Consider the following 25,460-nt stretch of genomic DNA (forward strand, 5'->3'; position numbering starts at 1 on the left):
CGACTTCTCCCACGTCATTATGATATTTTTGAATCTTGTTTTGCGCTTTGGCTATAGTGATACACGAAAACGCCCATCGCCAAAATAATTCCTGCGATATTCATCAACGGATTCACCCAAAAAATAAGAATTGCCGCGATTATACGCAAAACGGTTTCCCAATGTGCCAGATGTGCACGTTCAAACCGCGCCAATGCGGTTGCGATCAACCAAGTGCCAATCAGAAAACCGACCGTGGCGTATAACAGCGTGAAATATTGATCTATGCTAGAAAAATCGTTTTCAATCAGCAAAATTTCAGGGCGATAGACAAACAGAAACGGGATCACAAACCCCGCAATTGCCAAACGCACAGCGGTAAATCCCGTTTCCATCGGGCGTGCGCCGGCAATCGGAGCGGCAGCAAACGCAGCCAATGCAACGGGGGGTGTTACGACCGACAGCACGCCAAAATACAACATAAACATATGCGCGGCAATCTTTGGAAGACCCAGTTGTTCCAACACAGGCCCCATCACCAGCGCCAAGATCAGATAGGCCGTCACCGATGGCACGCCCATCCCCATCACCAAACAGCCCAGCATCACAAGGATCAGCGCAAAAAACAGGCTGCCACCCGATGCGGCGCGAATGGCATCGGCAAAGGCCAATCCGATCCCCGTCATATTCACAATGCCAATGACCAGCCCGACCGAGATTACAATCACGATCAAACTCGCCGATGTCATGCCTGCACGCACCATCGCATCCCACCACGCGGCGGGATTGCGAAACTGTTTGAACAAAATCAGACAACAAATCAGCGCAACCAACATCGCATAAAATCCAGCATTTTGCGCCGTACGCCCCGTGGTTAACACCCCAATGATCACCATCAATGGTACCCAAAACGCGATGGATTTCACCCAATCCATACGGTCCAATTTTTCGCGCAGCTCAATCGGTGTGGCACCAATGCCTTGTTTGCGGGCCTCGACCAGAACCACCATGAACAAAGAGATATAATAAAACACGGCGGGTAAAATTGCGGCCAGCACAATTTGCAAATATGAAATATTCGTCACCTTGGCCATGATAAAGGCAACCACCCCCATCACAGGGGGCATGATTTGCCCACCCGTTGATGCGGCCGCCTCGACCGCGCCTGCAAATTTTGGTTTGAATCCTGCGCGTTTGATAATTGGAATGGTGAACACACCGGTGGATACAACATTGGCCACCGCCGCGCCGGACATTGTGCCAAATAGTGCCGACCCAACAATTGCGGCATGTGCAGGGCCACCCGCAAATCGCCCAGTACCCGCGAATGCAATTTTCAACAGGGTCTCTCCCGCCCCCGATGCTTGCAATATCGCGCCAAAAACGATGAAAACCAGAACCACGCTGGATACAACTTGCAACGGGCCGCCATAAACACCATCGGTGGAAAACCACATGCGATCAGCGATGCTAACCCAATCGCGCCCCGCACCACCCATCCAATCAGGCGCCAGCGCATAGAGCAAAACCGCGCCATAAACCACGACCATTGGTGTGCCAAAAAACCGATAGGTCACATAACCGATCAAGCCAAAGGCCACCCAAGCCAGCGCCATGTCGATATTGCCAATAAAGACAAAGCTGTCTTCTTGGGCCGCCATAATCGCGATCCAGCGTGCGCTGATTATGATGAACAACACCAACATGAACAGATGAGTAGTAATATTGGTGACATTGTTATGAGGCAGATTTTTGCCAGCGATCGATGCCTGTGCATGCCCTGTTGCCGCCAAGTTCAACAACGCTGTGGCCATGCCCAAAACGGCGGTGGTGCCATAAACGATGACCGTGTCAAAAACACCAAACCCTGCGACATAGATTGCAAACACTGTCAGAACCGCAGCAACGCATTTTGACAATTGATACATGGCATTGGTTGCCATCGTGATATTCATCTGCCCCTCCCGTTGCATACGACAACCTTGGCCTATGGCAAGTTGCGCTGCAAGCGGGAATTGGTTTCAATGCAGACTAGGGGTCCAAACGCACCGCACCTTGGGATGCGTTTGCAACCAATGATGCGTATGCTTTCAATGCGCGTGAAACTTTGCGTTTGCGCGGCTCTGCTGGTTTCCAAGCGGCGTCGCCTTTGGCTTCCATTTCGGCGCGGCGTGCGGCCAGTTCTGCATCGCTAAGTGCCACATTGATGGTACGGTTGGGGATGTCGATTTCGATGATGTCACCCTCAACGATCAGGCCGATATTGCCGCCCTCTCCCGCCTCTGGTGAAACGTGGCCGATGGACAGGCCAGACGTACCACCCGAAAAGCGACCATCAGTGATCAATGCACAGGCTTTGCCCAAGCGCATGGATTTTAGATATGATGTTGGATACAGCATTTCTTGCATGCCAGGGCCACCGCGTGGGCCCTCGTAACGAATGATCACCACGTCACCAGCGGCGACCTCTTTGTTCAAGATACGGTTCACTGCTTCGTCTTGACTCTCGCAGACGATGGCGGGGCCGCTGAATTTCAGGATACTGTCATCCACACCTGCGGTTTTCACAACACAGCCTTCTTGGGCGATGTTGCCAAACAAAACGGCCAAACCACCGTCTTGGCTAAACGCATGGTCTTTATCACGGATCACACCGTTTTCGCGATCTGTATCCAATTCTTTGTACAGGCGCGACTGGCTGAATGCTTGTGTAGTGCGCACGCCGCCGGGTGCGGCAAGGAACAAATCATGCGCCGCTGCATCATTGGAAATTTTCACATCCCATTTTGCGATGGCCTGCGCCAATGTTGGTGTGTGCACGGTGGACACAGATGTATCCAACAAACCGCAACGATCCAATTCACCAAGCAGCGCAAAAATGCCGCCTGCGCGATGCACATCTTCCATGTGGACGTTGGCAATGGCTGGTGCAACCTTGCACAGACACGGGGTTGAGCGCGACAGGCGATCAATATCATCCACGGTAAAGTCAACATGGCCTTCGCGCGCAATTGCAAGCAGGTGAAGGATCGTATTTGTGGAACCCCCCATGGTGATATCCATGGTCATCGCATTTTCAAACGCCGCCTTTGTGGCGATGCCACGCGCAGAACGGGATTTGTTACCGTTTTCGTAATAATCTTTGGTCAGATCAACGATCAAACGCCCCGCTTCACGAAACAATGCCTCGCGTTTGGAATGTGTCGCCAATGTTGAACCATTCCCCGGAAGGGCAAGGCCCAAAGCCTCTGCCAGACAGTTCATGGAATTGGCGGTGAACATGCCAGAACATGACCCGCATGTTGGGCATGCGGCCTCTTCAATCGCTTGGACATTGGCATCGGACATTTCGGGGTTGGCCGCCTCGATCATCGCGTCAACCAAATCGACCTTGCGCAGATCACCATCGATATCGACTTTGCCAGCCTCCATCGGGCCACCAGACACGAATACCACAGGGATATCCAAGCGCATCGCGGCCATCATCATACCGGGCGTGATTTTATCACAGTTGGAAATACACACCATCGCATCGGCGCAATGCGCATTCACCATGTATTCCACACTATCGGCAATAATTTCGCGTGAAGGCAGGGAATACAGCATCCCATCATGCCCCATCGCGATACCATCATCGACAGCGATCGTATTAAATTCTTTGGCAACACCGCCTGCGGCCTCAATTTCGCCGGCAACCAATTGACCAAGATCTTTCAGATGCACGTGACCGGGCACGAATTGCGTGAATGAATTCACCACAGCAATAATCGGTTTCCCAAAATCATCATCTGTCATGCCTGTTGCACGCCATAAACCGCGCGCACCGGCCATGTTGCGACCATGTGTAGTTGTTCTGGAACGATAAGGAATCATCTGGCTATCCTGCTGTGCTGTAAATTCGTTTCGCCCTTTTGCCAGCAACAGCGGCGGATTTCTAGCCCTGTACAGCCAAACGTGAACAATTACTCTGCTGGTGGTAGTTTTTTCTTGGCGCGGAACGGATGCAGGAACTGTTTGAAATAGCCTTTGGGCATGTCTTCACCCGCAACACCGTATTTATCGGGCCAGCGATCCTCTGGCATGTGGTACGTGCCAAACAGCCAATCAAACAGCGGAAAGTGGATTGCGAAATTGATATCAATTGCCTCGCGTTCCGATCCGTGATGCCAATGATGGAACCGCGGTGTCACCAACCAGCGTTCGATAAACGACAGGTTAAACCCAAGGTTTGAATGCACCAGCGCGGAATAAAAATAGACGATAATCAAGTAAACCTGAATCGCCGCAGGATCAAAGCCAAGCGTTAGCATCGGCAATGCCGTAACCGAGCGCAGCACCGCAATTTCGAAAAAATGCATCCGCGCGCCCGCGATCCAATCAAGCTGTTGTGTGGAATGGTGGATCGAATGGAACCGCCATAAAAACGGCACCTTGTGAAACGCATAATGCAGCCAATATTGCATAAAATCCGTGGCCAACATAATCAGGAACACCTGAATGAACAGCGGCAATGTGAATATGTAATGGCGCATTTCGGTGATGTCGAAATTGTTATTCACCACCTCTGATGGGGCAAGGGTAAGGTAGTTTAACGCCTGCACCAATAACGAGCTGACCGCGAAATAAAAGAAATCTTCGCGCCATGCAAAACGCAACACCGTTTGATCGGGATCATGAGGAAACATGCGTTCCAGCGGGAGGAACAAAATCCCCACGGTCAGAACCTTGAGCACGAAAAAATCGAGCCCGAAATACATGCTACTGCTCCCAGATTCAGCGGGGCCTTGGATCAATGACGCCGCAACCACCAGAAAAAATCCGACCGATGACAACATGAAACTGCGGCTTAAAATCAGGGATGTGAATGATAGGACATAGCCAAACACGATGAATATTTGAAAGGCCACGCGAAACGGGATAAATTCGTGAATGACCGCCAAGTCGGGTGTGGAAAACAAATGTGGATATCGCAACACGATGGCAAGCGCCAGTGCCGCCACGCCACAGATCAAGGACAATGTGCCCGATAACCAACCGCTTCCAAACGGGCGTTCGGCGCGTGGTTTTTCCAAGGCCGCTACAAATTTTTTAATCAATGACATGGGCAATCCAACATCTGTAATGCAATTGAACGCACAGGTTGCATGATTGATTTGGCAAAATCAACTATGCACCACCACCCAGCCGTTTGAACCAGCCTCGCACGCGATCACCCATGCTATGCGTAGTTTCAGAAACGTCATCCCACGCATCCTCGACGCTATCAACCATCGGATCGATACGGCGTCGTTTGAACAATTGCATCAGGCGATAAATGCCCAAACAAATCAGCGCCAATATGATCGTGAAAATAATGTTGAACCACGGGATCAAATTCACATCTGGCCCATCAACCTGTTTCATCGACGTTGCATTTGGAAACAGTGAAAACACCGTGTTGCGCCAACCGTAATGGCGCACAGCTACCCATTTTGGATTGTCTCGCGTTGAAACCAGCTGTTTTGCCTTCGCACTTAAATCCGAGCTGTCGAACTTAAAATAGGGCGGCCAGCCGAATCCTGTATCTTCGTTGCGATAAACCATCACACTTCCGTCTGGCATTTCAGTGTCGATAAAACGCACATCGCGTGTGTCTTGGCGGATTGTGCCCGCGTCCTGTTTGCCCCAGAACATGGAATTGCTGGAAACATCCATACGTTTTTCATAGGCATCCAACACCAAAACAATGTCGCGTTGGGGTAATGTATAATGCAAAAAACCCACCGCATAGGACACGATCATAGAATAGGCGACCAATTTCACCAGCCAGATTTTGATAAATGCTGGCATGATTTTGCGCAACATTATGATCGTTAATAACAACGCCAAAAACAACGGCGACCAAACGAACAGGCTATAGGCAATTGTACTCAGCATCACGTGATCCTTTTACTGTGCTAGCCCTTATATAGGGTGTCGTGTTATAACCTGCTAGGTGCAAGTTTTCAGCAACCTTGGTTTGTGTGGCTATGGGTTGTTTTGTACGATGGAATTTTGCCAATTACGGATGAATGTTTCTCGTTTCAGCCGATCCAAAAACACCAACAACCCTGGCCCCAAACGAATGGGGCGCAACCCTTTTGCCGCCGTCGTTTCAAGGCGTTGAACCGCAGGCAACCCAGATGCCGCACTTAATTCTGGGCGCGTTTCCATCATCGATAAAAAATCCACCATACGTTTCGCCGCAGACGCATTTTTAGCATTGGTAGTGATGATTGATGTACGCAACATCAGCGACACAAAATCCTGCATCGGCACGATTTTCACACCGTCCATTGTCTGCAATCGTTTTTCGGCATAGCTGCCCAATACGTTATAAGCCATCGCCAACCGCCCAGATGCAACATCATCAATCATTTCCCCAGAACAACAATAAAGCCGTGTCTTTAATCGACCCATCACTTCGGTCAATCGCCAAAAAGAATCCGTATTGCGTGAATTTTGCGTGGCCAACATATATCCAAACCCCGATGTGCGCACATCATATGTGCCAACACGACCCCAAAATTCTTGCGGATTATCACGCAGTAATTCGATCAATTCTTCGCGGGTATTGGGAATCGACAGATCACGAAATGCGTGTTCCGACACAACCAACACGGCGGGTTCCTGGGTGAACGCAAACACTTGATTGCGCCACTTTGCCCATGATGGCAAACTGTCTGTCGCGGATGAAACATATGTTTGGGCAAAACCATCATTTGCCAATTTTGTCTGCAAATCCATCGCTGATGAAATGACCAAATCAAATGGCGCACGTTCATCGTGGATCGCCGCCATTGTTTGCGCACTGCTTGCAACCACATAGTCGATATCAATGTTTGGATTTTCCTCCTGAAAAGCCAAGAGTATTGGTTCAAACGAGGAGATATCGGCGGTGGAAATAATGTGCAAATTACCCGTTCCTGTGGGCGATTTATATAGTTTCTGTTCTTCTATTTCAAAGGCATTGGCCAATGTCGCACAAATCATCTGTGCAATTAACCACGCGGTAAGATAAATGATACGCATGCGCCACTCCCTGTTTGGTTGTTTTGAATTTCGACACGGCCAAAATGCGCGACTGCAACTTCTTGAACGATGGTCAAACCCAAACCCGATCCCACAACATCATCAACGTTTTCACCTCGTGAAAACCTGTTCAAGTATGATTGGGCATCGCCGCCCTGAAATCCCCTGCCCTGATCAATCACCGCAATTTGGTATTCAGGGTCACTGGTCATATTAACCGTGATGATGCTGTCGGCGGGTGAATATTTGATCGCGTTATCTAAAATGTTGCGCAGCGCATTTTGCAACAAAATAGCATCCCCTGAAAACGGGAATTCAGGAATGTCATGGGCGACATTGATACCGATATCCTTCAACCCTGCCGTGGGTGATAAACGGTCCGTGGTTTCTTTGACTAATTCAACCAAATCCAATTGCGCCGTTTCAAATTGATCGGTGCGAAAATTCACCATCGCATGATCCAACAATTGACCCGCCGACCGCGAGCTTTCGTCAATAGCGCGGATCATTTCACGCAATGCCGTTTTATTTTGCGATTGATTTAGGCTGCGGTGTACCACCTCGGCCTGTGTGCGTACGGTTGCAAGCGGGGTACGCACGCGATGCGCTGCCTCTGCGATGAAGTCCTCTGATCGGTTTAACGATGCCTTCAGGCGCAGGATGAATGAATTGAGCGCCTCCACCAATGGCGCCAATTCGGCGGGCGTTTTTCCAACAACAGGGCGCAGATCGCTTGGCCCACGGCGTGTGACTGCGCCCGCCATGCGTGTTAAAGGGGCAAGTGCGGATTGCGCTGCCCAAAGGCTTAATCCCGTTGCCAGCAGGAAAAAAATCACACCGATCGCCATCGCCGTATTGGTGATACGCGATGAAATCGCGGCGAGCCCAAGGCGCGTTTGTGCAACCACAATGGTCACATCACGCGAATGATTTCCCGTGCTAAAATTGCGTTTCAACGCAACCGCACGCACGGTTTCACCTTTGTAGCGATATGTATCAAATTGATTGGCATCATTTGACACCGGTAACGGTAGATCATCATAACCCGTCAATGTTTCCCCACCAACGGCGACACGGTAAAACACGCGATCCTCGCTGATGGAACCCAACATTGATAATGCAGAATATGGCAATTCCAATCGCACCGCCCCGCGTTCGGTATAGAGCGCGTCGGAAATTGAAGTGGCAGACGCCAGTAAAATATTATCCTGTGTATCCGCCGCCGCACGTTCCGCAACCGTGCGCACAACCAAAAACAAAACCAAGGATAACAACGCGGCAATCAAGGCAAGCTGTATAACCAATCGCCCCCGCATTGAACCCGATACAAAACGCAATGTCATGATTGATCAACCAATCGGTATCCCAATCCACGAACAGTTTCGATTTTGGCATCGGTGCCAGACAATTTTTTACGGAGTCGCGCAACATAAACCTCGATCGCATTTTCTGATACATCTTCGGCAAATGAAAACAAACGATCCATCAAATGTGATTTCGCAAATATTTGGCCAGGGGCCGCAAAAAATATTTCTATCAACCGCAATTCACGATTGCGCAATGTTTCCGCACCGATCTGCGTGTTTAACGTGCCTTCAAGCGAATCAAGTATGACGCCCGCGAATTCAATTTTGTTGTGCGCCACCCCACCTTGGCGGCGTAAAACGGCGCGACAGCGGGCCTCTAATTCAGAAAAATCGAACGGCTTGGTGACATAATCATCCGCACCCAAATCCAGCAAGCTGACACGATCCGATACTTGTGAGCGCGCGGTCATCACGATCACCGGCGTGCGTTTTTCGCTGGTACGATGGCGGCGCAAAAAATCGCGACCATCTCCATCTGGAAGCATAATATCCAATAAAATCAATTCGTAATCTGTTGTTTCAATAAATGCCTGCGCATCGCCCAGATCGGCGGCATGATCCACGGCATGCCCATCAAGTGCGAAACGATCCGACACAGCCTTGGCCAATTGTGCATTGTCTTCTACCAGTAAAAATCGCAAGCGTTGCCCCCAAAAAATTCGCGTGACAGGTTGCTGTCAGCTTTGTGTATTCTGTTTGCATAATGTTCGGGGATTTCCCCGCATGTCAAATGGGAGGAACATATGACAAAACGCTTTTTCAAGGCGCTCATTACGGGTGCCGCAATTACGGTTGGCGCAACAGGTGTTGCATCTGCCGCTGAATGTATCGCACCTGCGAACCCCGGTGGAGGCTGGGATTTCACGTGCCGTCAAATCGGTAAAATCATGTTTGATATCGGCGCGGTTGATAAACCTGTCCAAGTAACAAATATGGCGGGCGCTGGTGGTGGGCTTGCCTACACTCACGTGGTGAATGAACGCAACACCGATGATGATTTGATCATCGCAGCATCATCCGCCACATCAACGCGTTTGGCACAAAACGCATACGCTGGCATGACCGCTGATCAGGTACGTTTCGTTGGCGCGATTGGCGCAGATCCAGGCGTGATTGTTGTTGGCAAAGACAGCCCATTTCAATCATTGAACGATTTGATTGACGCAATCAAAGCAGACCCCGGTTCAGTTGCATTCGCAGGCGGTTCCGCCGTGGGTGGTTTCGATCACATCAAACCTTTGATGATTTTACAACGTGCCGATTTCACAGACATCGCCAAAGTTAAATACATCGGAGTTGATGGTGGCGCCGATGCGATCACACAGACCATTGGTGGCTTTACACAAGCAATGACAGGCGACATGTCAGAAATCGTTGGTTTTCTAAAGGCTGGCGAAGTGCGCGTATTGGCGGTTTTAACCGATGAACGCGTCCCCGGCTTTGACGATATCCCAACAGCTAAGGAACAAGGTTTTGATGTTGTCGCGGTAAACTGGCGCGGCATGTATATCCCACGCGGTGTCAGCGATGAAACATTCAATTCATGGGCAGAAAAACTGCAAATGGTTGCGGACAGCGCAGAATGGAAAGAAGCCATGGCCGCAAACGGTTTGGCACCATTCACCAAAGTTGGTAGCGATTTCCAATCATACGTTGATGGATTGGTTGCTGAAATCGCCCAAATGTCCAAAGACCTTGGGGTGATTCAATAATGGCCAGTGACCGGATCTTTGGTCTGGTCGTACTCATGGCGGCGCTTGCGTTCATCGCAAGCGCCACACAGATACAGACCAGCTTTCTCGCGGACCCAGTAGGGCCAAAAACATTCCCCATTATGATCGGAGTTGTCGCGGCAATCAGCAGCCTTGTGATGATATTTCGCCCAGATCCCGATCCTGAATGGCCTGACAAACCCACGTTTGGCGCATTGTTTTTCGCCATGCTGGTTCTGATTTCCTATGCATATGCACTCAAACCACTCGGGTTTATTATTCCAACCGCGATTACAGCAGGGATTTTAAGTTATCAAATTTCACCGCGTCCAAAACCAGCGGTTCTGTCTGGTATTGGTCTTTCGGTTGGTTTGTTCATTTTGTTCAAATTCGCGCTTGGCTTGGGATTGATCGCATTCCCCAAATTTTTGATCGGTTAGGGTAAGTTATGGAAATTATTGAAAATCTCGCGCTGGGTTTCAGCGTGGCATTGTCGCCCTATACATTGATGCTGGCGATTGTTGGCTGTTTCTTGGGCACAATTATCGGTGCATTACCTGGGCTTGGCCCATCAAATGGCGTGGCTATTTTGATTCCGCTCACATTCACATTGGGCTTGGATGCAACATCGGCATTGGTTCTGATGACGGCGGTATATTACGGCGCGATGTATGGTGGGCGGATATCGTCGATTTTGCTTAACATTCCGGGTGATGAACCTGCGTTGATGACAACGCTTGATGGGTACCCCATGGCAAAATCTGGCCGTGCGGGTGATGCGTTGGTGATTTCGGGTGTGGCATCATTTGTGGGTGCATTCTTGTCGACCATCGGGTTGATGTTGCTCGCACCAATGTTGGCGCGTGTGGCTTATTTATTTGGCCCCGCGGAATATTTCGCGCTCTACCTGTTGGCCTTTTGCACGCTTGGCGGCATGGCGTCCAATAACCAAGCCAAAGCCGCAATTGCATCATGTATCGGGCTTGGCATCGCCATGATCGGCGTTGATAACAATTCTGGTATGCCGCGATTGACGGGAGGCAATTTGCACCTGATGGATGGCATTGATTTTCTCGTCGCCATCGTTGGTTTATTCGCCATCGCCGAAGTTTTCTTTTTCATTGAAAGCCACGGTAAAGGATCAGCCATTGGTGTAAAATTGGGCAAGGTTCGCATTCCATGGCCTGATATTTTGGCTACAAAATGGACGATGCTGCGCGCCAGTGGCGTTGGGTTTATCGCGGGCATTTTACCCGGTGCGGGCGCATCTTTGGGTAGCTTTCTTGCCTATATGTCCGAAAAATCAATCGCAGGTGAAAATGCGGGCTTTGGCACAGGTGTAGCAAAAGGTATCGCCGCACCAGAGGCAGGCAACAATGCCGCCGCAGGTGGTGCATTGGTACCGATGTTAACATTGGGTGTTCCGGGTTCGGGTACAACGGCGGTGTTGTTAGCGTTATTGATGACCCTTAATATCACGCCTGGCCCTACGTTGTTCACTGATCGACCAGAGGTCGTTTGGGGATTAATCGCATCCCTGTTGATCGCAAACATCGTACTGTTGCTGATGAACGTGCCCATGGTGAAAATATTTGTACGCGTGTTGCAGGTGCCCGCATGGGTTCTGTTGCCCGGTGTGACGATGATTTCGTTTGTCGGTATCTACTCGTTATCTGGCAGTTACTTCGATTTGCTGTTGATGGTGGCATTTGGTGTCTTGGGATATGTGTTACGCAAATTGGATATTCCAACCGTGCCCGTGATCCTTGGCATTCTGCTCGGTGGCAATATGGAAGACGCACTTCGCCGTGCGATGGTATTATCCGATGGCGATGTGACATTCCTGTTTTCAACGCCGATTGCAATCGTTCTCTGGCTCGCGGCAATCGCAGGCTTTGTTGCGCCGATGTTCCTGCGCAGCGTTTTGAAAAAACCACAACGTATAACGGATTAAAACTATGACCAAAGTATTGGTGCCTTCGGGTGCTCTTGGATTAAACTATGACCAATCCGCTCTGATGCGCGGGTTGGATATGAAACCAGACATTATTGCCATTGATGGCGGTTCAACGGATTCGGGCCCTGCGTATTTGGGTAAAGGCATGTCCAAATATTCGCGATCATCGACCAAGGTTGAATGGCAAGGATTGATGGAAGCGCGCGCCAAGGCAGGAATACCTTTGGTTATCGGCACGGCTGGCACTTGTGGTGCGGACAGCACCGTTGATTGGATGCTGGATATCACCCGCGATATCGCCGATGAATTGGGTCAGTCAATTAAAATCGCCGTGTTGCGATCATCTCAAGACCCTGCCAATATCGCCGACGCGTTTGAAAACGGGCGCGTAACACCGTTACAACACGCCCCCGAAATTACGCGTGATACAATCCAAGGATGTTCCAATATCGTCGCCCTTGCGGGTGCCGAACAAATTCAAGCGGCAATTAACACGGGTGCTGATGTGATTATCGCGGGTCGCACTACAGACACCGCCATCATCGCCGCGTTGCCACTAATGCAGGGTGCCCATGCGGGCGGTGCGTGGCACGGTGCCAAGATTGGTGAATGTGGTGCGCTTTGCGCAACCAATCCACAATCGGGCGTGATCATGATTGATTTTGACGGTGACGGTTTCACCGTGACCCCACTTGCCGATGGCGCCAAGGCATCGCCGCACACCGTTTCCGCCCATATGTTATATGAAAATAGTGATCCCAATATCCTGTATGAACCCGGTGGGTATCTGGATGTGACAGATGCAAAATATGTGGCGCTGGATGATACATCCGTGCGCGTCACGGGTTCCAAATGGACAACCGCACCCTATACCGTGAAATTGGAAGGCGCGTCATTGGCGGGGTATCAATGCATATCGCTGGTTTTGCTGCGCGATTCACATTATGTGAAAAACGCACAAAAATGGGCCGATGACATTGGCGAAAAATGCAGCGCCAAGGTGGCGGATCGTTTAAACCTCAACCCAACGGATTTCAATATCGAGCTGCGTCTTATTGGTGAAAACGCCAGCTTTGGCACGTTGGAAACCCGCAGTGTTGATGCCGTGGAAATTGGAGTTTTGGGAATTGTGACCGCATCAACGGATGCATTGGCCAATGAGATTGGCAAAATTCTGAACCCCTATTTGTTGCACCACCCACTTACGCAATCAGAGGAACAACCAACATTTGCGTTTCCTTTTTCGCCAGCAGAAATCAGCCGCGGCGCGATTTATACGTTCAGCCTGAACCATATCATGACATTGGATGATCCCATGGATGCATTCGCATTGGAGGTACACGACATTGGCTAATCTTGGATCAATAGTTGGTAAAGTTCGTTCTAAAAATGCCGGGCCGTTTTGGTTGACGGTGGATATATTCTGCGAAACACCACAGGCGTATGAGCAGGTAGTATCATCGTTGCCCACCAAAACAATCGCGGATGTTTTCCGGGTGAACGAAAGCGTTGTGAAGCGCTTCGATCTATCTGAATTAAACGTGGTAAAATTCAGCCTCCCACGCCCAGAAATACAAGGATCAATGGCGGATCGGGATATGCACGGTGCATCTTGGGCGGCGCTGATATCCGAAATACCCGTTTAACAGCATTTTTATGGGCATCATCACGCAATAGGCAGGTCAAACCTGCCTATTTTTGTCACTTTCTTGTGAATTTCGGAGTATTTGATCGAGATTTCGCAAATGCAGCGTATCACAAGTCGCATTTATGTTGCACCTGCTCACAGATTATGCCACCCATTTTCCCAATCCAATACAAACATTACTAACACCAATCGAAAGGGCAAATAGATGCTCGATCATACAGATTTGAAATCTCTTCTTAACGACCCAAGTTTGCTTTGTTCCAAGGCATATGTTGCGGGCGAATGGGTTGATGCAAAAGCTGGCGAAACATTTGATGTCACAAATCCCGCGCGCGGCGATATTTTGACAACGGTTCCCGATCTAGAGGTCGCGGAAGCGGCACGCGCAATTGACAAAGCCTATGCAGTTCAAAAAGATTGGGCAGCGCATACAGGCAAAGAACGCGCAGCTATCATTCGCAAATGGTACGATCTGGTCGTCGAAAACCAAACCGATCTGGGCACGATTTTGACCGCCGAAATGGGAAAACCATTGGAAGAAGCTGTTGGCGAAGTTCTCTATGCAGCGAGCTATATCGAATGGTTTGGCGAAGAAGCGAAACGCATTTATGGTGAAACCATTCCAGGACATTTGCGCGATAAACGCATTACCGTGCAAAAAGAACCGGTTGGCGTTGTTGCCTCTATCACTCCATGGAATTTCCCTGCCGCGATGATCGCGCGCAAGGTTGCGCCAGCATTGGCCGCGGGTTGCGCATTTGTTGCGCGCCCAGCCAAAGAAACACCGCTTTCAGCACTGGCACTTGCGTTGCTAGCCGAACGCGCAGGCGTTCCAAAGGGTGTGTTCAGCGTGATCACCTCGTCACGTGCAAGCAAGATCGGCAAAGAATTTTGCGATAACCCAAAGGTGCGCAAATTAACGTTCACAGGTTCCACAGAAGTGGGCCGGATTTTGATGGGCCAATGTGCGCCACAAATTATGAAATTGTCACTGGAACTGGGCGGGAACGCACCGTTTATCGTGTTTGATGATGCCGATGTCGATGCCGCCGTCCAAGGGGCGCTGGTTTCCAAATTCCGCAACAACGGCCAAACATGCGTGTGTTCTAATCGCATTTACGTCCAGGAAGGCGTTTACGAAGAGTTTTCCAAAAAGCTCGCTGAAAAAGTATCGCAAATGGTTGTTGGCGATGGATTGATTGACGGTGTCACCACTGGCCCATTGATCGACATGAACGGCTTGGAAAAGGTCGAAGAACACATCAAAGATGCCACATCCAAAGGTGCGCGTATCATTGCGGGTGGTAAGCGCCACGCATTGGGCAGCACATTCTTTGAACCCACTGTATTAGCCGACGTCACATCCGAAATGATGGTCACAAACGAAGAAACCTTTGGCCCATTGGCACCATTGTTCAAATTCAAAACCGAAGAGGAAGCCGTAAAAGCGGCCAACGACACGATCTTTGGCTTAGCGTCATATTTCTATTCCCGCGATTTGAACCGCGTGAACCGTGTCCAAGAGGCGTTGGAATACGGCATTGTTGGCGTGAACACAGGTTTAGTATCAACAGAAGTTGCGCCATTTGGTGGCGTGAAACAATCTGGCCTTGGCCGCGAAGGTTCACACCACGGCATGGAAGATTTCTTGGAAATGAAATACATCTGTACCCACGTCGACGGTTAAACTGATTTCATTGCCCCGCCAAGTGCGGGGCAATTTACATTTGTGATACATAAAGTTTAAAAAACTGAATCCTTGGTTCATTAGCGTGCGCAACACACATGAACAAAGGATACAAACATGTTGATCAATTCCCAATCTTGGATTGCAGAGCGCATTGGCGCCGCAGCCATTATTATTGCCGCATCTTTCACCGCAGATTGTGCAACAGCAGACAGCAACTTTAACCGTATTTCATCATTTGCGACACCATCGAATATGGCAGCTGGCGAAGATTTGGCACGTGAAACATCGCCCGAAATCATCACTGCTACCGCCGATGGGATGCGTTTGGTTTACACTGACAGCCCGCTTGGCGCGTTGGGCATGGTTGATATCTCTGATCCACATGCCCCAAAACCGCTGGGCAATATCGCGATGAATGGTGAGCCGACATCTGTCGCACTCGCGGGTACTTCAGCCTTTGTTGGCGTGAACACCTCCGCAAGCTATACCGCGCCATCTGGTCTGTTGAAAACGATCAACATCGACACGAAATCAGAACTGGCGTCTTGTGATATTGGCGGCCAGCCCGACAGCATCGCAATTGCCAAAGATGGATCATTCATTGCCGTTGCCATCGAAAACGAACGCGACGAAGATTTGGACGGTGGCGTGATCCCTCAAATGCCCGCAGGCGCATTGGTAACATTGCAGGTGAAAGACGGCGTTGCCGATTGTGAAAGTTTAAACACCATCGCCATGACCAATCTGGCACAAATCGCAGGCAGCGATCCAGAACCAGAATTTGTAGATATCAATGCGCTTGGCGAAACCGTTGTGACCATGCAGGAAAACAACCACATCGCCGTGGTTGCCAAAGATGGGCGCATCATCTCGCATTTCGCAGCGGGAACTGTGACATTGAACAATGTTGATTTGAAACGCGACGGTGCGTTGACGTTTGATGAAACCGCAACCGATGTGCGTCGTGAACCAGATGCGGTAAAATGGTTGGACAACGATCATTTCATCACCGCGAATGAGGGCGATTACAAAGGCGGATCGCGCAGCTGGACCGTATTTCGCAAAGACGGAACAGTCGTGTATGAAAGCGGCGAAAGTTTTGAACATGCCTTGATCCAAGCGGGGCATTATCCCGAAAAACGATCTGGCAAAAAAGGCGTTGAACCAGAATCCGTCGAAGTTGGTATGTTCAACGGCACGCCGTATGCGTTTATCGGATCAGAGCGCGGATCAATCGTTGCGGTTTACAATATGTCAAACCCAGCGGAGCCTGTTTTAAAACAACTACTTCCATCAGGTATCGCGCCAGAGGGCATCGTGGCCATTCCATCGCGTAATTTGCTGGTTACCGCAAACGAGGCCGATTTGATCGAAGATGGCGGTATTCGTGCCCACGTCATGACATATGAATTGGGCGAAGGCGTTGCACAGTACCCATCCATCACATCGGCTGGTGCAGATGAATTGATCGGCTGGGGTGCGTTATCAGGTTTGGCGGCAGACAGCGAAACACCCGGTAAGCTTTATGCCGTTAACGACAGCTTTTATGGCATGTTACCCAGCATTTTCGAAATTGATGCAACTGCGACACCTGCAAAAATTACGCGCGCTATTCCAATCACGCGTTTTGGCCAAACCGCACAAAAGTTAGACATGGAAGGCATCACATTGGATGGAAACGGCGGTTTTTGGATCGCATCAGAAGGGCGCACAGATCGCGTCATTCCACACGCGATTTACAATGTGAATGCAAAGGGTGAAATCATACAGGAAATCGGTTTTCCTGCCGAATTGCTGGCCGTTGAAAAACGATTTGGGGCCGAAGGTATCACATTGATTGATGATACATTATGGATCGCCATCCAACGCGAATGGAAAGATGACCCCGCTGATCATGTGAAATTGGTGTCATACAATCTGGAAACCAAAGAATGGGGCGCGGTTTTATACCCAAAGGCCAAACCGGATACAGGTTGGACCGGCCTGTCTGAAATCACCGCATTTGGTGACAGTGTTTATGTCATCGAACGCGACAATCAAATTGGCCAAAACGCTGTTACAAAAAAACTATATCGTATTCCAATTTCGGATATGAAAGCTGCGAAACTGGGCGAAACACTCCCCGTGGTCACCAAAGAAGAGGTGCGCGATTTTATCCCTGATTTGGCGGCGGGTAACGGTTATGTCCAAGACAAATTAGAAGGCTTTGCCATTGATGCCGCGGGTGTTGGATTTGCTGTAACGGATAACGATGGCATTGACGATCATTCTGGTGAAACGCATTTCATCAATATCGGAACAATGACACAGCTGAACTAGGTTTACCCCTACCCCAAAACAACTGTTCGCTGACATTGGATATGCGCCCTTTCGGGGGCGCATATTTTATTTGGGGGTGGAAATAAATGGCGCCACCCCACGGGGAACGTTCAGGGGTGGCGCGTCGGCCTGATCTTGGAAGGGGAGAACCAGATCAGGTGTTCGAAAATCTGTGGGGGGATGACGGCCCAAATCTGGGCCGTCAAATGTTGGGCTTATGCCTCTAACACTTTTTTCTTGCTTGGTTTTGCTTCGATCGTTTTCGCAGCGTTTGCGATTTCGATGCGGCGCGGTTTCAACGCTTCGGGTACTTCGCGAACCAGATCAACGTGCAAAAGCCCGTTTTCAGATTCTGCACCTGTGGCACGCACATGGTCGGCCAATTGGAAACGTTTTTCAAACGCACGTGCGGCAATACCACGATGCAAGTAGTTTATATTTTCATCGGTGTCTGTTTCCGCTTTTTTGGCAGAAATAACCAACTGACCATCACGCATTTCAACGCTGATCTCATCTTCGGTAAATCCAGCGACGGCAACCGTAATGCGGTATTTGTCATCACCTGATTTTTCGATGTTATATGGGGGGTAACTGTTTGGTGTTACTTCGGCGCTGAGCGCGCGATCCAACATTGTTGCCAAACGGTCAAAGCCAACCGTAGAACGGTATAATGGCGCGAAATCATAAGTACGCATAAGGCATCCTCCTTTAGAAGCGATACGTATATAATGCTCCCCAAACTGGGCGAGCGGGTTAATCACCGAACCCCATATGGGCATTCGGATAAATTAAATATGGTGAGTTTTTCGAAAGCTTCAAGCAGAAATTCAATATTTTCTGCGCGCATCATTCACAGTTTGGTTACTATCGTCCCAACTGTTCGGATAATGATTTACCCGCCTTTTTGCCCTGAAACACGCTGCGATCAAATTTCAACTGGCTACGCAGTTGGTCCAGCGGTTCGCCCAAAGCCACCCCAAATGACAAGGGCTGGCCGAAATTTGTTTCACCCTTGGCCGAAACCACAGATGCGATTTTCGGCACGCCATTATCCATGACAAAAATCGGCGCACCTGATGCGCCAAAATCAACGCTACAGGTTGCTTGCAAAACACGATCATCCTTGCCCATCACATGACAGCCCTCTTCGATGGACGGGGCATCGTTGCGCCCCTTGCCGTATGATACAACAGTTAATTCAGCGCCGACCTTGGGTTGGTCGTGTACTGCAAATGGTTTCACCACATCCTTGCTGATGCTACGATCCAGTTCGATTATTGCCAGATCGGTCGCCACCAAATCGCGCCGTGTGCGCCCATCATATTCCATGTTGCGGTAATCCTTGTGGATCACGACGCGCCGCGCCGTACGATACGATGTTGCACGCCCCAACCGCCAACCGGGCAGAAATTTGATTGCACTGGTGTCATAGCGTTTTTTGGTGTCGTTCAAAAACATACAATGCGCCGCCGTTAGCACCTGATTGGGCGCAATCAGCGTACCCGTACAAGTGGCGTGCCCATCCATGATCAACAATCCAACAGCCTGCCATTTATTAGCATCAGTCGGGCTAAGCAATTGGCGCAGTGGTGCGGCATCGTCGGCGTGGGCTGATACGCCCGCAAGCGCCAAACCCAATATCATCAGTATTCGTTTTATCATTTTAGAATCTCTACAAATCAGGCGCTTAATGTCCAGAAAATGCGCCCAAACTATGACCCATGGGTAACTATTTTGTGCGTTCAGGTCGATTTTGCAGCTTTCGGGGCACAGGTCCACCCGTTGCCCAATCCAACAACTCCACCGTGTGTACCACCGGAATATCCGTGCCCGACCCGATTTGCATCATACATCCAATGTTACCGGCTGCGATGATTTCAGGTTGCAATTCAGTTAGCGTCGCCAGTTTGCGATCCTTAAGCTGTGTCGAGATTTCTGGTTGCATCAAGTTATATGTGCCCGCCGACCCACAACACAAATGTGAATCCGCTGGCTCCATCACCTCAAATCCGGCGTTTTTCAACAAAGTTTTGGGATGCGTTTTGATCTGTTGCCCGTGCTGCAATGAACAGGCCGCGTGATAAGCCACGCGTTTATTTTGCGGCTGTTGTGAGGAGATATCCAGATCAATCAAAACCTCGCTAATATCTTTGGCGATATTTGACACGCGCATCGCGGATTGCGCCATATCTGTATTGCGCATCATATGTGCGTAATCCTTTATCATCGTGCCGCAGCCACTGGTGTTGATCACAATCGCATCCAATCCGTCGCCATCCATTTCGCCAATCCATGCCGAAATGTTTTTGCGTGCGGCGGCATGGCTCTCATTTGTTTTACCCATGTGATGCGTTAGCGCACCGCAACACCCCGCGCCATTGGCAACAACAACTTCGCAACCATGGCGGCGTAAGATGCGGATGGTGGCATCGTTTATATCGGTATCAAGCGCCTTTTGCGCACAACCCGTCATCAGTGCCACGCGTTTTTTGCGCGAACCATCGGCGGGGAAAACCTGTGGGCGGTCATTCAAGGATGGTGGAGCGATTTTTTTCGGGGCGAATTCAACCATATTGCGCAACTTAGCTGGCAAGGCGAATGCAAAGGGACGCGCCATATTTGCACCGCGCATGGCCAGTCGGAACCGATTTGGATACGGCAAAATACGCGCCAACAACCAACGCATCGCGCGATCACCCAAGGGGCGATCATAATTTTTTTCGATGTAATCGCGCGCGTGATCAACCAAATGCATGTAATGCACGCCCGATGGGCATGTGGACATACAAGCCAAGCATGACAGACAACGATCAATATGTTTGACCGTCTTTTCATCGGGCTTGCGGTTGTTTTCCAACATATCCTTGATCAAATAAATGCGCCCGCGCGGGCTGTCTAATTCATCGCCAAGCACTTGATATGTTGGGCATGTTGCTGTGCAAAATCCACAATGCACACAGGATCGCAGTATTTCATTGCTACGCTGAATTGCAGGATCTTTTAGTTGTTCTTCCGAGAATGTTGTTTGCATGTGTCAGCCCATTATTCCCGGGTTCAAAACGCCCACCGGATCAAATTTGTCGCGCAGTCTCTGTTCGATTTTCGCCAATACGCTTGGTTGTGGGTGAAACGCAGCAAACCCATCGCCACGAATTATCGTGGCGTGTCCCGCCACGTTCAAACTTTGGCGCAAATCAAAGTCATTCGGCACGCGCACCCAGATTAATCCACCACCCCAGTCCAATTGCATTTCGGCGCTGGCGCAGGATTGTGTTAATTTTGCACAGAATGCTGGCGCATCTGATGGTTTCACAGAGACGCGCCAAATCGCATCAGAATTGCCCGACAACCGTTTTACGTTTTTGATATCTGCCCATATATCATGATCATTTCGTACAATCGAAACCTCGCCAAAACCGGAGACTTTTTCGGCCAGTTTATCAGCGCGATATTTCACCGATTTTGCGAAACCCTCTATACGCAAGACAGTTTTTGAATCTGCGCCTTTGATCGCTGGCAAATACGCTGCCCCTGTTACATCAAACGGGGACCCAAGTGCTGCTGACATTGCGTTGACGGCGGTATTTATATCCGCCCTGTGCAATGTAATTGTGCTTTGCACCTCTGGAATTGGCAGAACTTTGAACGCGACCTCGGTCAAGATACCAAGGCTGCCAAAGCTGCCTGCCATGAGTTTCACCAAATCATAGCCCGTGACATTTTTCATCACGCGCCCACCGTTTTTAATCGCCTCACCCTGTCCGTTTACGAACCGCACCCCGATCAAGCTGTCGCGACATCCGCCCGCCTGAATACGCCGCGGGCCAGAGATATTGCATGCAACAACGCCGCCAATGGTTGGTTCGCCCACGCTATTTAACAATGTGCGATGATCCATCGGCTCGAACGGCAATTGCTGGCCAGATTTGCGCAAAGTTTCGGTTATTTCGGACAACGGCGTGCCCGCCCCTGCGACCAAAGTTAATGCGCCCGGTTCATAGAGCGATACACCGCTGAATCCGTCCATTGAAATCGTGTCATCATAAGACACCGCATTGCCCAGCGCCAAGCGTGTGCCACCCCCACGAATGCGCAATTTACGGCCCGTTCCACTGGAATCCTTTACACATTCTGCGAGTTCTTGTTCATCCTTTGGCGTCATGATGCACGTCGTGATTTTGTCGTGGACAGTGGAAAAACCTTGGCTGCGTTTAATAACCACGCGGGGTCAAACACGTCTTTGACATGTAACTGTGTTTCGATATCTGCAATATTATATTGCGTCATCATCAAGTCGCGTTTTTCCACACCCACGCCGTGCTCGCCCGTCAAACATCCGCCAACCTCGACGCAGAGCTTTAATATATCCGCGCCCATGAATTCACATAATTCCAGATCACCTGGTTTATTGGCATCAAACAGGATCAGCGGGTGCATATTGCCATCGCCTGCATGAAATACATTCGCAACCTTTAACCCGTATTGTTTCGACAGCTCACCAATACGGCGCAGCACCAATGGCAATTCGGAGACAGGGATTGTGCCATCCAAACACATATAATCGGCAATGCGCCCCATCGCACCAAATGCTGCCTTGCGCCCCGCCCAAATTGCCGCGGATTCTTCGCTTGATTTGCTTTCGCGCAGCTCAACGGGGTTGTGCCGCGTTGCAATCGCAGTTATTTTTTCCAACTGCTCGGTGATTTCTGCTTCGGACCCTTCGACCTCGATGATCAGTACTGCCTCTGCATCTGGGTATCCAGCCTTGGCGAAATCCTCAACTGCCTCGATACAGGGGCGATCCATGAATTCGATTGCCACAGGCAACACGCCCGCCTTGATAATGTCAGACACACATGCACCCGCAACTTCGTTTGAATCGAACCCGATCAGGACAGGGCGCGCGCCCTCTGGTTTATGCAAAATGCGCAATGTTGCCTCTGTCACCACGCCAAGTTGGCCTTCTGATCCACAAATAACGCCCAGCAAATCCAAACCAGATGCATCAAGATGCGAACCGCCAATTTCGACGATTTCACCATCCATCATCACCATGGTGACACCCAGCAAATTGTTCGTGGTCACGCCGTATTTCAAGCAATGCGCACCGCCCGAATTCATCGCAACATTGCCTGCGATGGCACAGGCAAGTTGGCTGCTTGGATCAGGAGCATAGAAAAAGTCGTTTTGCTCTACGGCGCCAGTCACGCTTAAATTCGTGCGTCCCGATTGCACACGGATATAGCGATCATCGTAATTTGTTTCCAATACCCCATTCATCCGCGCCACACCCAGCACCACGCAATCGGCCGTGGGTAATGCCCCACCCGCCAATGATGTGCCTGATCCGCGCGGCACGACGGGAACGTTTAATCCCGAACATATGCGCAAAACCTCAGAAACCTGTTGCGTGTTGCGTGGCAAAACAACAGCCATCGGTGCACAGCGATACGCGGTAAGCGCATCGCATTCATATGCTTGGGTTTGGGATGGTTCAGATATGACGGCATCGTCTGGCAATACCGTACGCAATCGCGCGACAATGTCGGATTTGCGGCTTAACACCATTTCGCTGGGGATCGGCATTTCCATGGGATTTTTCCTTGCGTTCAATTGGTAATAATAAATTACCAATTTATCAAAGGCAAGTTTTCATTGCTTAGCGCCCTTCACGTCGCCACGCCCAAACGATCAAGGTTGCCGCCATCAATAACCAGACCCACCCAGGTAGCATCGGTGTTTGGCGTACATCCAGCGTAAGATATGCGTTACGAGGTGTTAATCCGAACCAATTTTCACCCGCACCACTCCGCCCCGCTCGGATTAGGCGCAGATTGGGCACGGCCACGTCTTGGGCGCGGATAACACCCGCACTGGTTTCCAATATCAACGGGCGCAACAAACTGGCATCCGCGATGGTTTTTTCAAATTCAATTGGTGCGGCGGGGCCAACCGCGAACACGGCTTTTAATTCACCGTCCGACAATTCAAACAAACCATTTTGTTCGGCATTTATTCGCGCCGTCCAACGCCCTGGCGACGTTTCGCGAAGTTCTAGCGTTTCGGTTTCCCCATCGGGATAGGTTATATCTGGCGCTTGGATCGATTCGGATAATGAACGGCGGGTGATAAACACCTGTTGGCCGTCCACCTGTGCGGACAACTGCTCTTCTTCCAGTTCGGGTTCTTTCATCATCCAATGAGCAAGTCGGCGCAACAGCTCCAATTGTGGGCCGCCGCCCTCGAACCCGCGTGACCACAGCCATGCTTGATCCGACATCAACATGGCAACACGTCCTTCACCCACACGATCAAGCACCAGTAATGGTTTTTCATCAAACCCGTGCATCACCATATGACCACTGCGCACATTGGTATCAAGCAATCTGAACCAGCGCCCCCAATTTGGGTCATTTTCAGGTGCCAGATCACCCGCCCAATTTTCCAACCCTTGTGTTACGGGGTGGCGATGCCCCGTTTGGGAAATCTGTGGTTTATAGCCTTGGTTAATCACATCAAAGCTGGGTACCGCAGGTAAAATTTCGGCAATATCAGATCGAAACAAGCTGTTCACACCCGCAAAATCGGGGCCGGTTGCAAACAGAACAGCACCACCGTTTTTGGTGTATTCCACCACATTGCGCAGATACGCAGGGCGTAACATTCCCCGACGCCGATATTTGTCAAAAATGATCAAATCAAAATCGTCGATTTTATCCAGAAACAATTCACGCGTTGGAAATGCAATCAATGATAATTCGCGCACGGGAACATTGTTGGATTTTTCTGCTGAACGCAGGATGGTAAAATGCACCAAATCAACCGCGCTGTCGGATTTCAAAAGATTGCGCCATGTGCGCCCACCCGCATATGGTTCGCCTGATACCAACAAAACCCGCAACCGATCACGCACACCATTGATGGTAACAACGGCAGAATTGTTGCGATCAGTCAGCTCGGTTTCATCGGCGGCGATGGTGAATTGCAACACGTTCATCCCGCCATGCGTTAGCGTGATTGGCAATTCCAAATCGGCATCGGTGCGCACCTGAAATTGGCTTTGCACTTCACCGTCAATCGTGATGGTAAGGTTCGCCAACTCGGATTCACTCACTGGAACCGCACCATCATTTTCAATGCGAAGGTTGAGGGTGATTTCTTCGTCAACAATTGCAAAGGCTGGCGCATTGGTCACAACAATACGGCGATCCCAATCCGTTGATTTGCCCGTTTGCAAAATATGCACAGGAGCCGCAAACGTTTGCAAAATCTCGGCATCATGTATGCGCCCATCGCTGATAATGATTGCACCCGCAATGCGATTTTGCGCAACCTTTGATGCCGCATTCGCAAGTGCCGTTAAAACAAGCGAACCGGTTTCATCTTGGGAGATATCATTTTCAATACGGACTTCTCGCAGTTCGAAATTTTCCAAATTTCCAATTTTTTCGCGCAACCCTGCAAGCGCGGTTGCAACCTGTTCAGGGCGATCACTAATTTTTTGGCTTTCGCTGGCGTCTTCGACCAAGAACACAATATCGCTGAGTGGATCACGTTCTTCATAACGTACCACTGGATTAGCCAAAGCACAAAGAATGACACCACCCGCAAGGGCGCGCAAAAACCACCCCGACAATCCACGCCAAGCCGCAAAGCCAGTGGCACAGATTAAAATAATCACACCAATAATAAGCAATATTTCAGAAATAAGCGGGGAAAAAACGATGCTGCTGTCCAT

At 50.1% G+C, this 25,460-nt stretch carries 20 protein-coding genes; 7 read left to right on the plus strand and 13 right to left on the minus strand.

Going from position 1 to position 25,460, the window contains the following annotated elements; all coding sequences use genetic code 11:
• Positions 1-17: 17 nt before the first annotated feature.
• From IE094_RS12045 to IE094_RS12075, 7 genes are all read right to left on the minus strand, one after another.
• A complete protein-coding gene (locus IE094_RS12045; protein WP_189640956.1) occupies positions 18-1,934 on the minus strand; it encodes a TRAP transporter permease in 1,917 nt (638 codons plus the stop codon).
• A 76-nt stretch (positions 1,935-2,010) separates the two neighbouring features.
• On the minus strand, positions 2,011-3,852 hold the full coding sequence (gene ilvD, locus IE094_RS12050; protein ID WP_189640957.1) for a dihydroxy-acid dehydratase: 1,842 nt from the start codon (positions 3,850-3,852) through the stop codon (positions 2,011-2,013).
• 89 nt (positions 3,853-3,941) lie between these two features.
• Entirely contained in the window at positions 3,942-5,081 is a 1,140-nt protein-coding gene (locus tag IE094_RS12055; RefSeq protein ID WP_189640958.1) for a sterol desaturase family protein, read from the minus strand.
• 64 nt (positions 5,082-5,145) lie between these two features.
• Positions 5,146-5,895 carry a DUF1523 family protein gene (locus tag IE094_RS12060; RefSeq protein ID WP_229802306.1) on the minus strand — a complete coding sequence of 250 codons (750 nt, stop codon included), beginning with the start codon at positions 5,893-5,895 and terminating at the stop codon, positions 5,146-5,148.
• Positions 5,896-5,985: 90 nt separating this feature from the next.
• Positions 5,986-7,029, minus strand: a complete 1,044-nt coding sequence (locus tag IE094_RS12065) for an ABC transporter substrate-binding protein (protein WP_189640959.1) — start codon at positions 7,027-7,029, stop codon at positions 5,986-5,988.
• Entirely contained in the window at positions 6,999-8,372 is a 1,374-nt protein-coding gene (locus IE094_RS12070; protein WP_189640960.1) for a sensor histidine kinase, read from the minus strand. The genes IE094_RS12065 and IE094_RS12070 overlap by 31 nt, the downstream gene beginning before the upstream one ends.
• The gene (locus IE094_RS12075; RefSeq protein WP_189640961.1) at positions 8,369-9,037 is read right to left on the minus strand and encodes a response regulator transcription factor; all 669 of its coding nucleotides are present in this window, start codon (positions 9,035-9,037) and stop codon (positions 8,369-8,371) included. The genes IE094_RS12070 and IE094_RS12075 overlap by 4 nt, the downstream gene beginning before the upstream one ends.
• A 102-nt stretch (positions 9,038-9,139) precedes the next feature.
• On the opposite strand from IE094_RS12075, the gene IE094_RS12080 reads away from it, so the two are divergent.
• The 7 genes from IE094_RS12080 to IE094_RS12110 all read left to right on the plus strand — a co-directional run bounded on the left by IE094_RS12080 (position 9,140) and on the right by IE094_RS12110 (position 17,722).
• Positions 9,140-10,108, plus strand: coding sequence for a Bug family tripartite tricarboxylate transporter substrate binding protein (locus IE094_RS12080; protein WP_189640962.1), 969 nt, complete (start codon positions 9,140-9,142; stop codon positions 10,106-10,108).
• Positions 10,108-10,548, plus strand: a complete 441-nt coding sequence (locus tag IE094_RS12085) for a tripartite tricarboxylate transporter TctB family protein (protein WP_189640963.1) — start codon at positions 10,108-10,110, stop codon at positions 10,546-10,548. The genes IE094_RS12080 and IE094_RS12085 overlap by 1 nt, the downstream gene beginning before the upstream one ends.
• A gap of 8 nt (positions 10,549-10,556) precedes the next feature.
• Positions 10,557-12,062: a tripartite tricarboxylate transporter permease gene (locus tag IE094_RS12090; protein ID WP_189640964.1), complete on the plus strand. Its 1,506-nt coding sequence runs from the start codon at positions 10,557-10,559 to the stop codon at positions 12,060-12,062.
• 4 nt (positions 12,063-12,066) lie between these two features.
• Entirely contained in the window at positions 12,067-13,419 is a 1,353-nt protein-coding gene (locus tag IE094_RS12095; RefSeq protein ID WP_189640965.1) for an acyclic terpene utilization AtuA family protein, read from the plus strand.
• The gene (locus IE094_RS12100) at positions 13,412-13,711 is read left to right on the plus strand and encodes a DUF4387 family protein (RefSeq protein ID WP_189640966.1); all 300 of its coding nucleotides are present in this window, start codon (positions 13,412-13,414) and stop codon (positions 13,709-13,711) included. Before IE094_RS12095 ends, IE094_RS12100 begins: the two co-directional genes overlap by 8 nt.
• 207 nt (positions 13,712-13,918) lie before the next feature.
• Positions 13,919-15,400 carry an NAD-dependent succinate-semialdehyde dehydrogenase gene (locus tag IE094_RS12105; protein ID WP_189640967.1) on the plus strand — a complete coding sequence of 494 codons (1,482 nt, stop codon included), beginning with the start codon at positions 13,919-13,921 and terminating at the stop codon, positions 15,398-15,400.
• Positions 15,401-15,517: 117 nt separating this feature from the next.
• Entirely contained in the window at positions 15,518-17,722 is a 2,205-nt protein-coding gene (locus IE094_RS12110; RefSeq protein ID WP_189640968.1) for an esterase-like activity of phytase family protein, read from the plus strand.
• Between the two features lie 215 nt (positions 17,723-17,937).
• On the opposite strand, the gene IE094_RS12115 is transcribed toward IE094_RS12110, so the two are convergent.
• From IE094_RS12115 to IE094_RS12140, 6 genes are all read right to left on the minus strand, one after another.
• A complete protein-coding gene (locus IE094_RS12115) occupies positions 17,938-18,417 on the minus strand; it encodes an Hsp20 family protein (RefSeq protein WP_189640969.1) in 480 nt (159 codons plus the stop codon).
• A 169-nt stretch (positions 18,418-18,586) separates the two neighbouring features.
• Positions 18,587-19,384: a trypsin-like serine peptidase gene (locus tag IE094_RS12120; RefSeq protein ID WP_189640970.1), complete on the minus strand. Its 798-nt coding sequence runs from the start codon at positions 19,382-19,384 to the stop codon at positions 18,587-18,589.
• 67 nt (positions 19,385-19,451) lie between these two features.
• Positions 19,452-20,753, minus strand: coding sequence for a glycolate oxidase subunit GlcF (gene glcF / locus IE094_RS12125; protein ID WP_189640971.1), 1,302 nt, complete (start codon positions 20,751-20,753; stop codon positions 19,452-19,454).
• A 3-nt stretch (positions 20,754-20,756) separates the two neighbouring features.
• Positions 20,757-21,884, minus strand: coding sequence for an FAD-binding protein (locus IE094_RS12130; RefSeq protein WP_189640972.1), 1,128 nt, complete (start codon positions 21,882-21,884; stop codon positions 20,757-20,759).
• Positions 21,881-23,314 (minus strand): FAD-linked oxidase C-terminal domain-containing protein, encoded by a 1,434-nt coding sequence (locus IE094_RS12135; protein WP_189640973.1) that lies wholly within the window; start codon positions 23,312-23,314, stop codon positions 21,881-21,883. Before IE094_RS12135 ends, IE094_RS12130 begins: the two co-directional genes overlap by 4 nt.
• 67 nt (positions 23,315-23,381) lie before the next feature.
• Entirely contained in the window at positions 23,382-25,460 is a 2,079-nt protein-coding gene (locus IE094_RS12140; RefSeq protein WP_189640974.1) for a hypothetical protein, read from the minus strand.

The organism is Paramylibacter ulvae, assembly GCF_014652655.1.
Lineage (GTDB): Bacteria > Pseudomonadota > Alphaproteobacteria > Rhodobacterales > Rhodobacteraceae > Amylibacter > Amylibacter ulvae.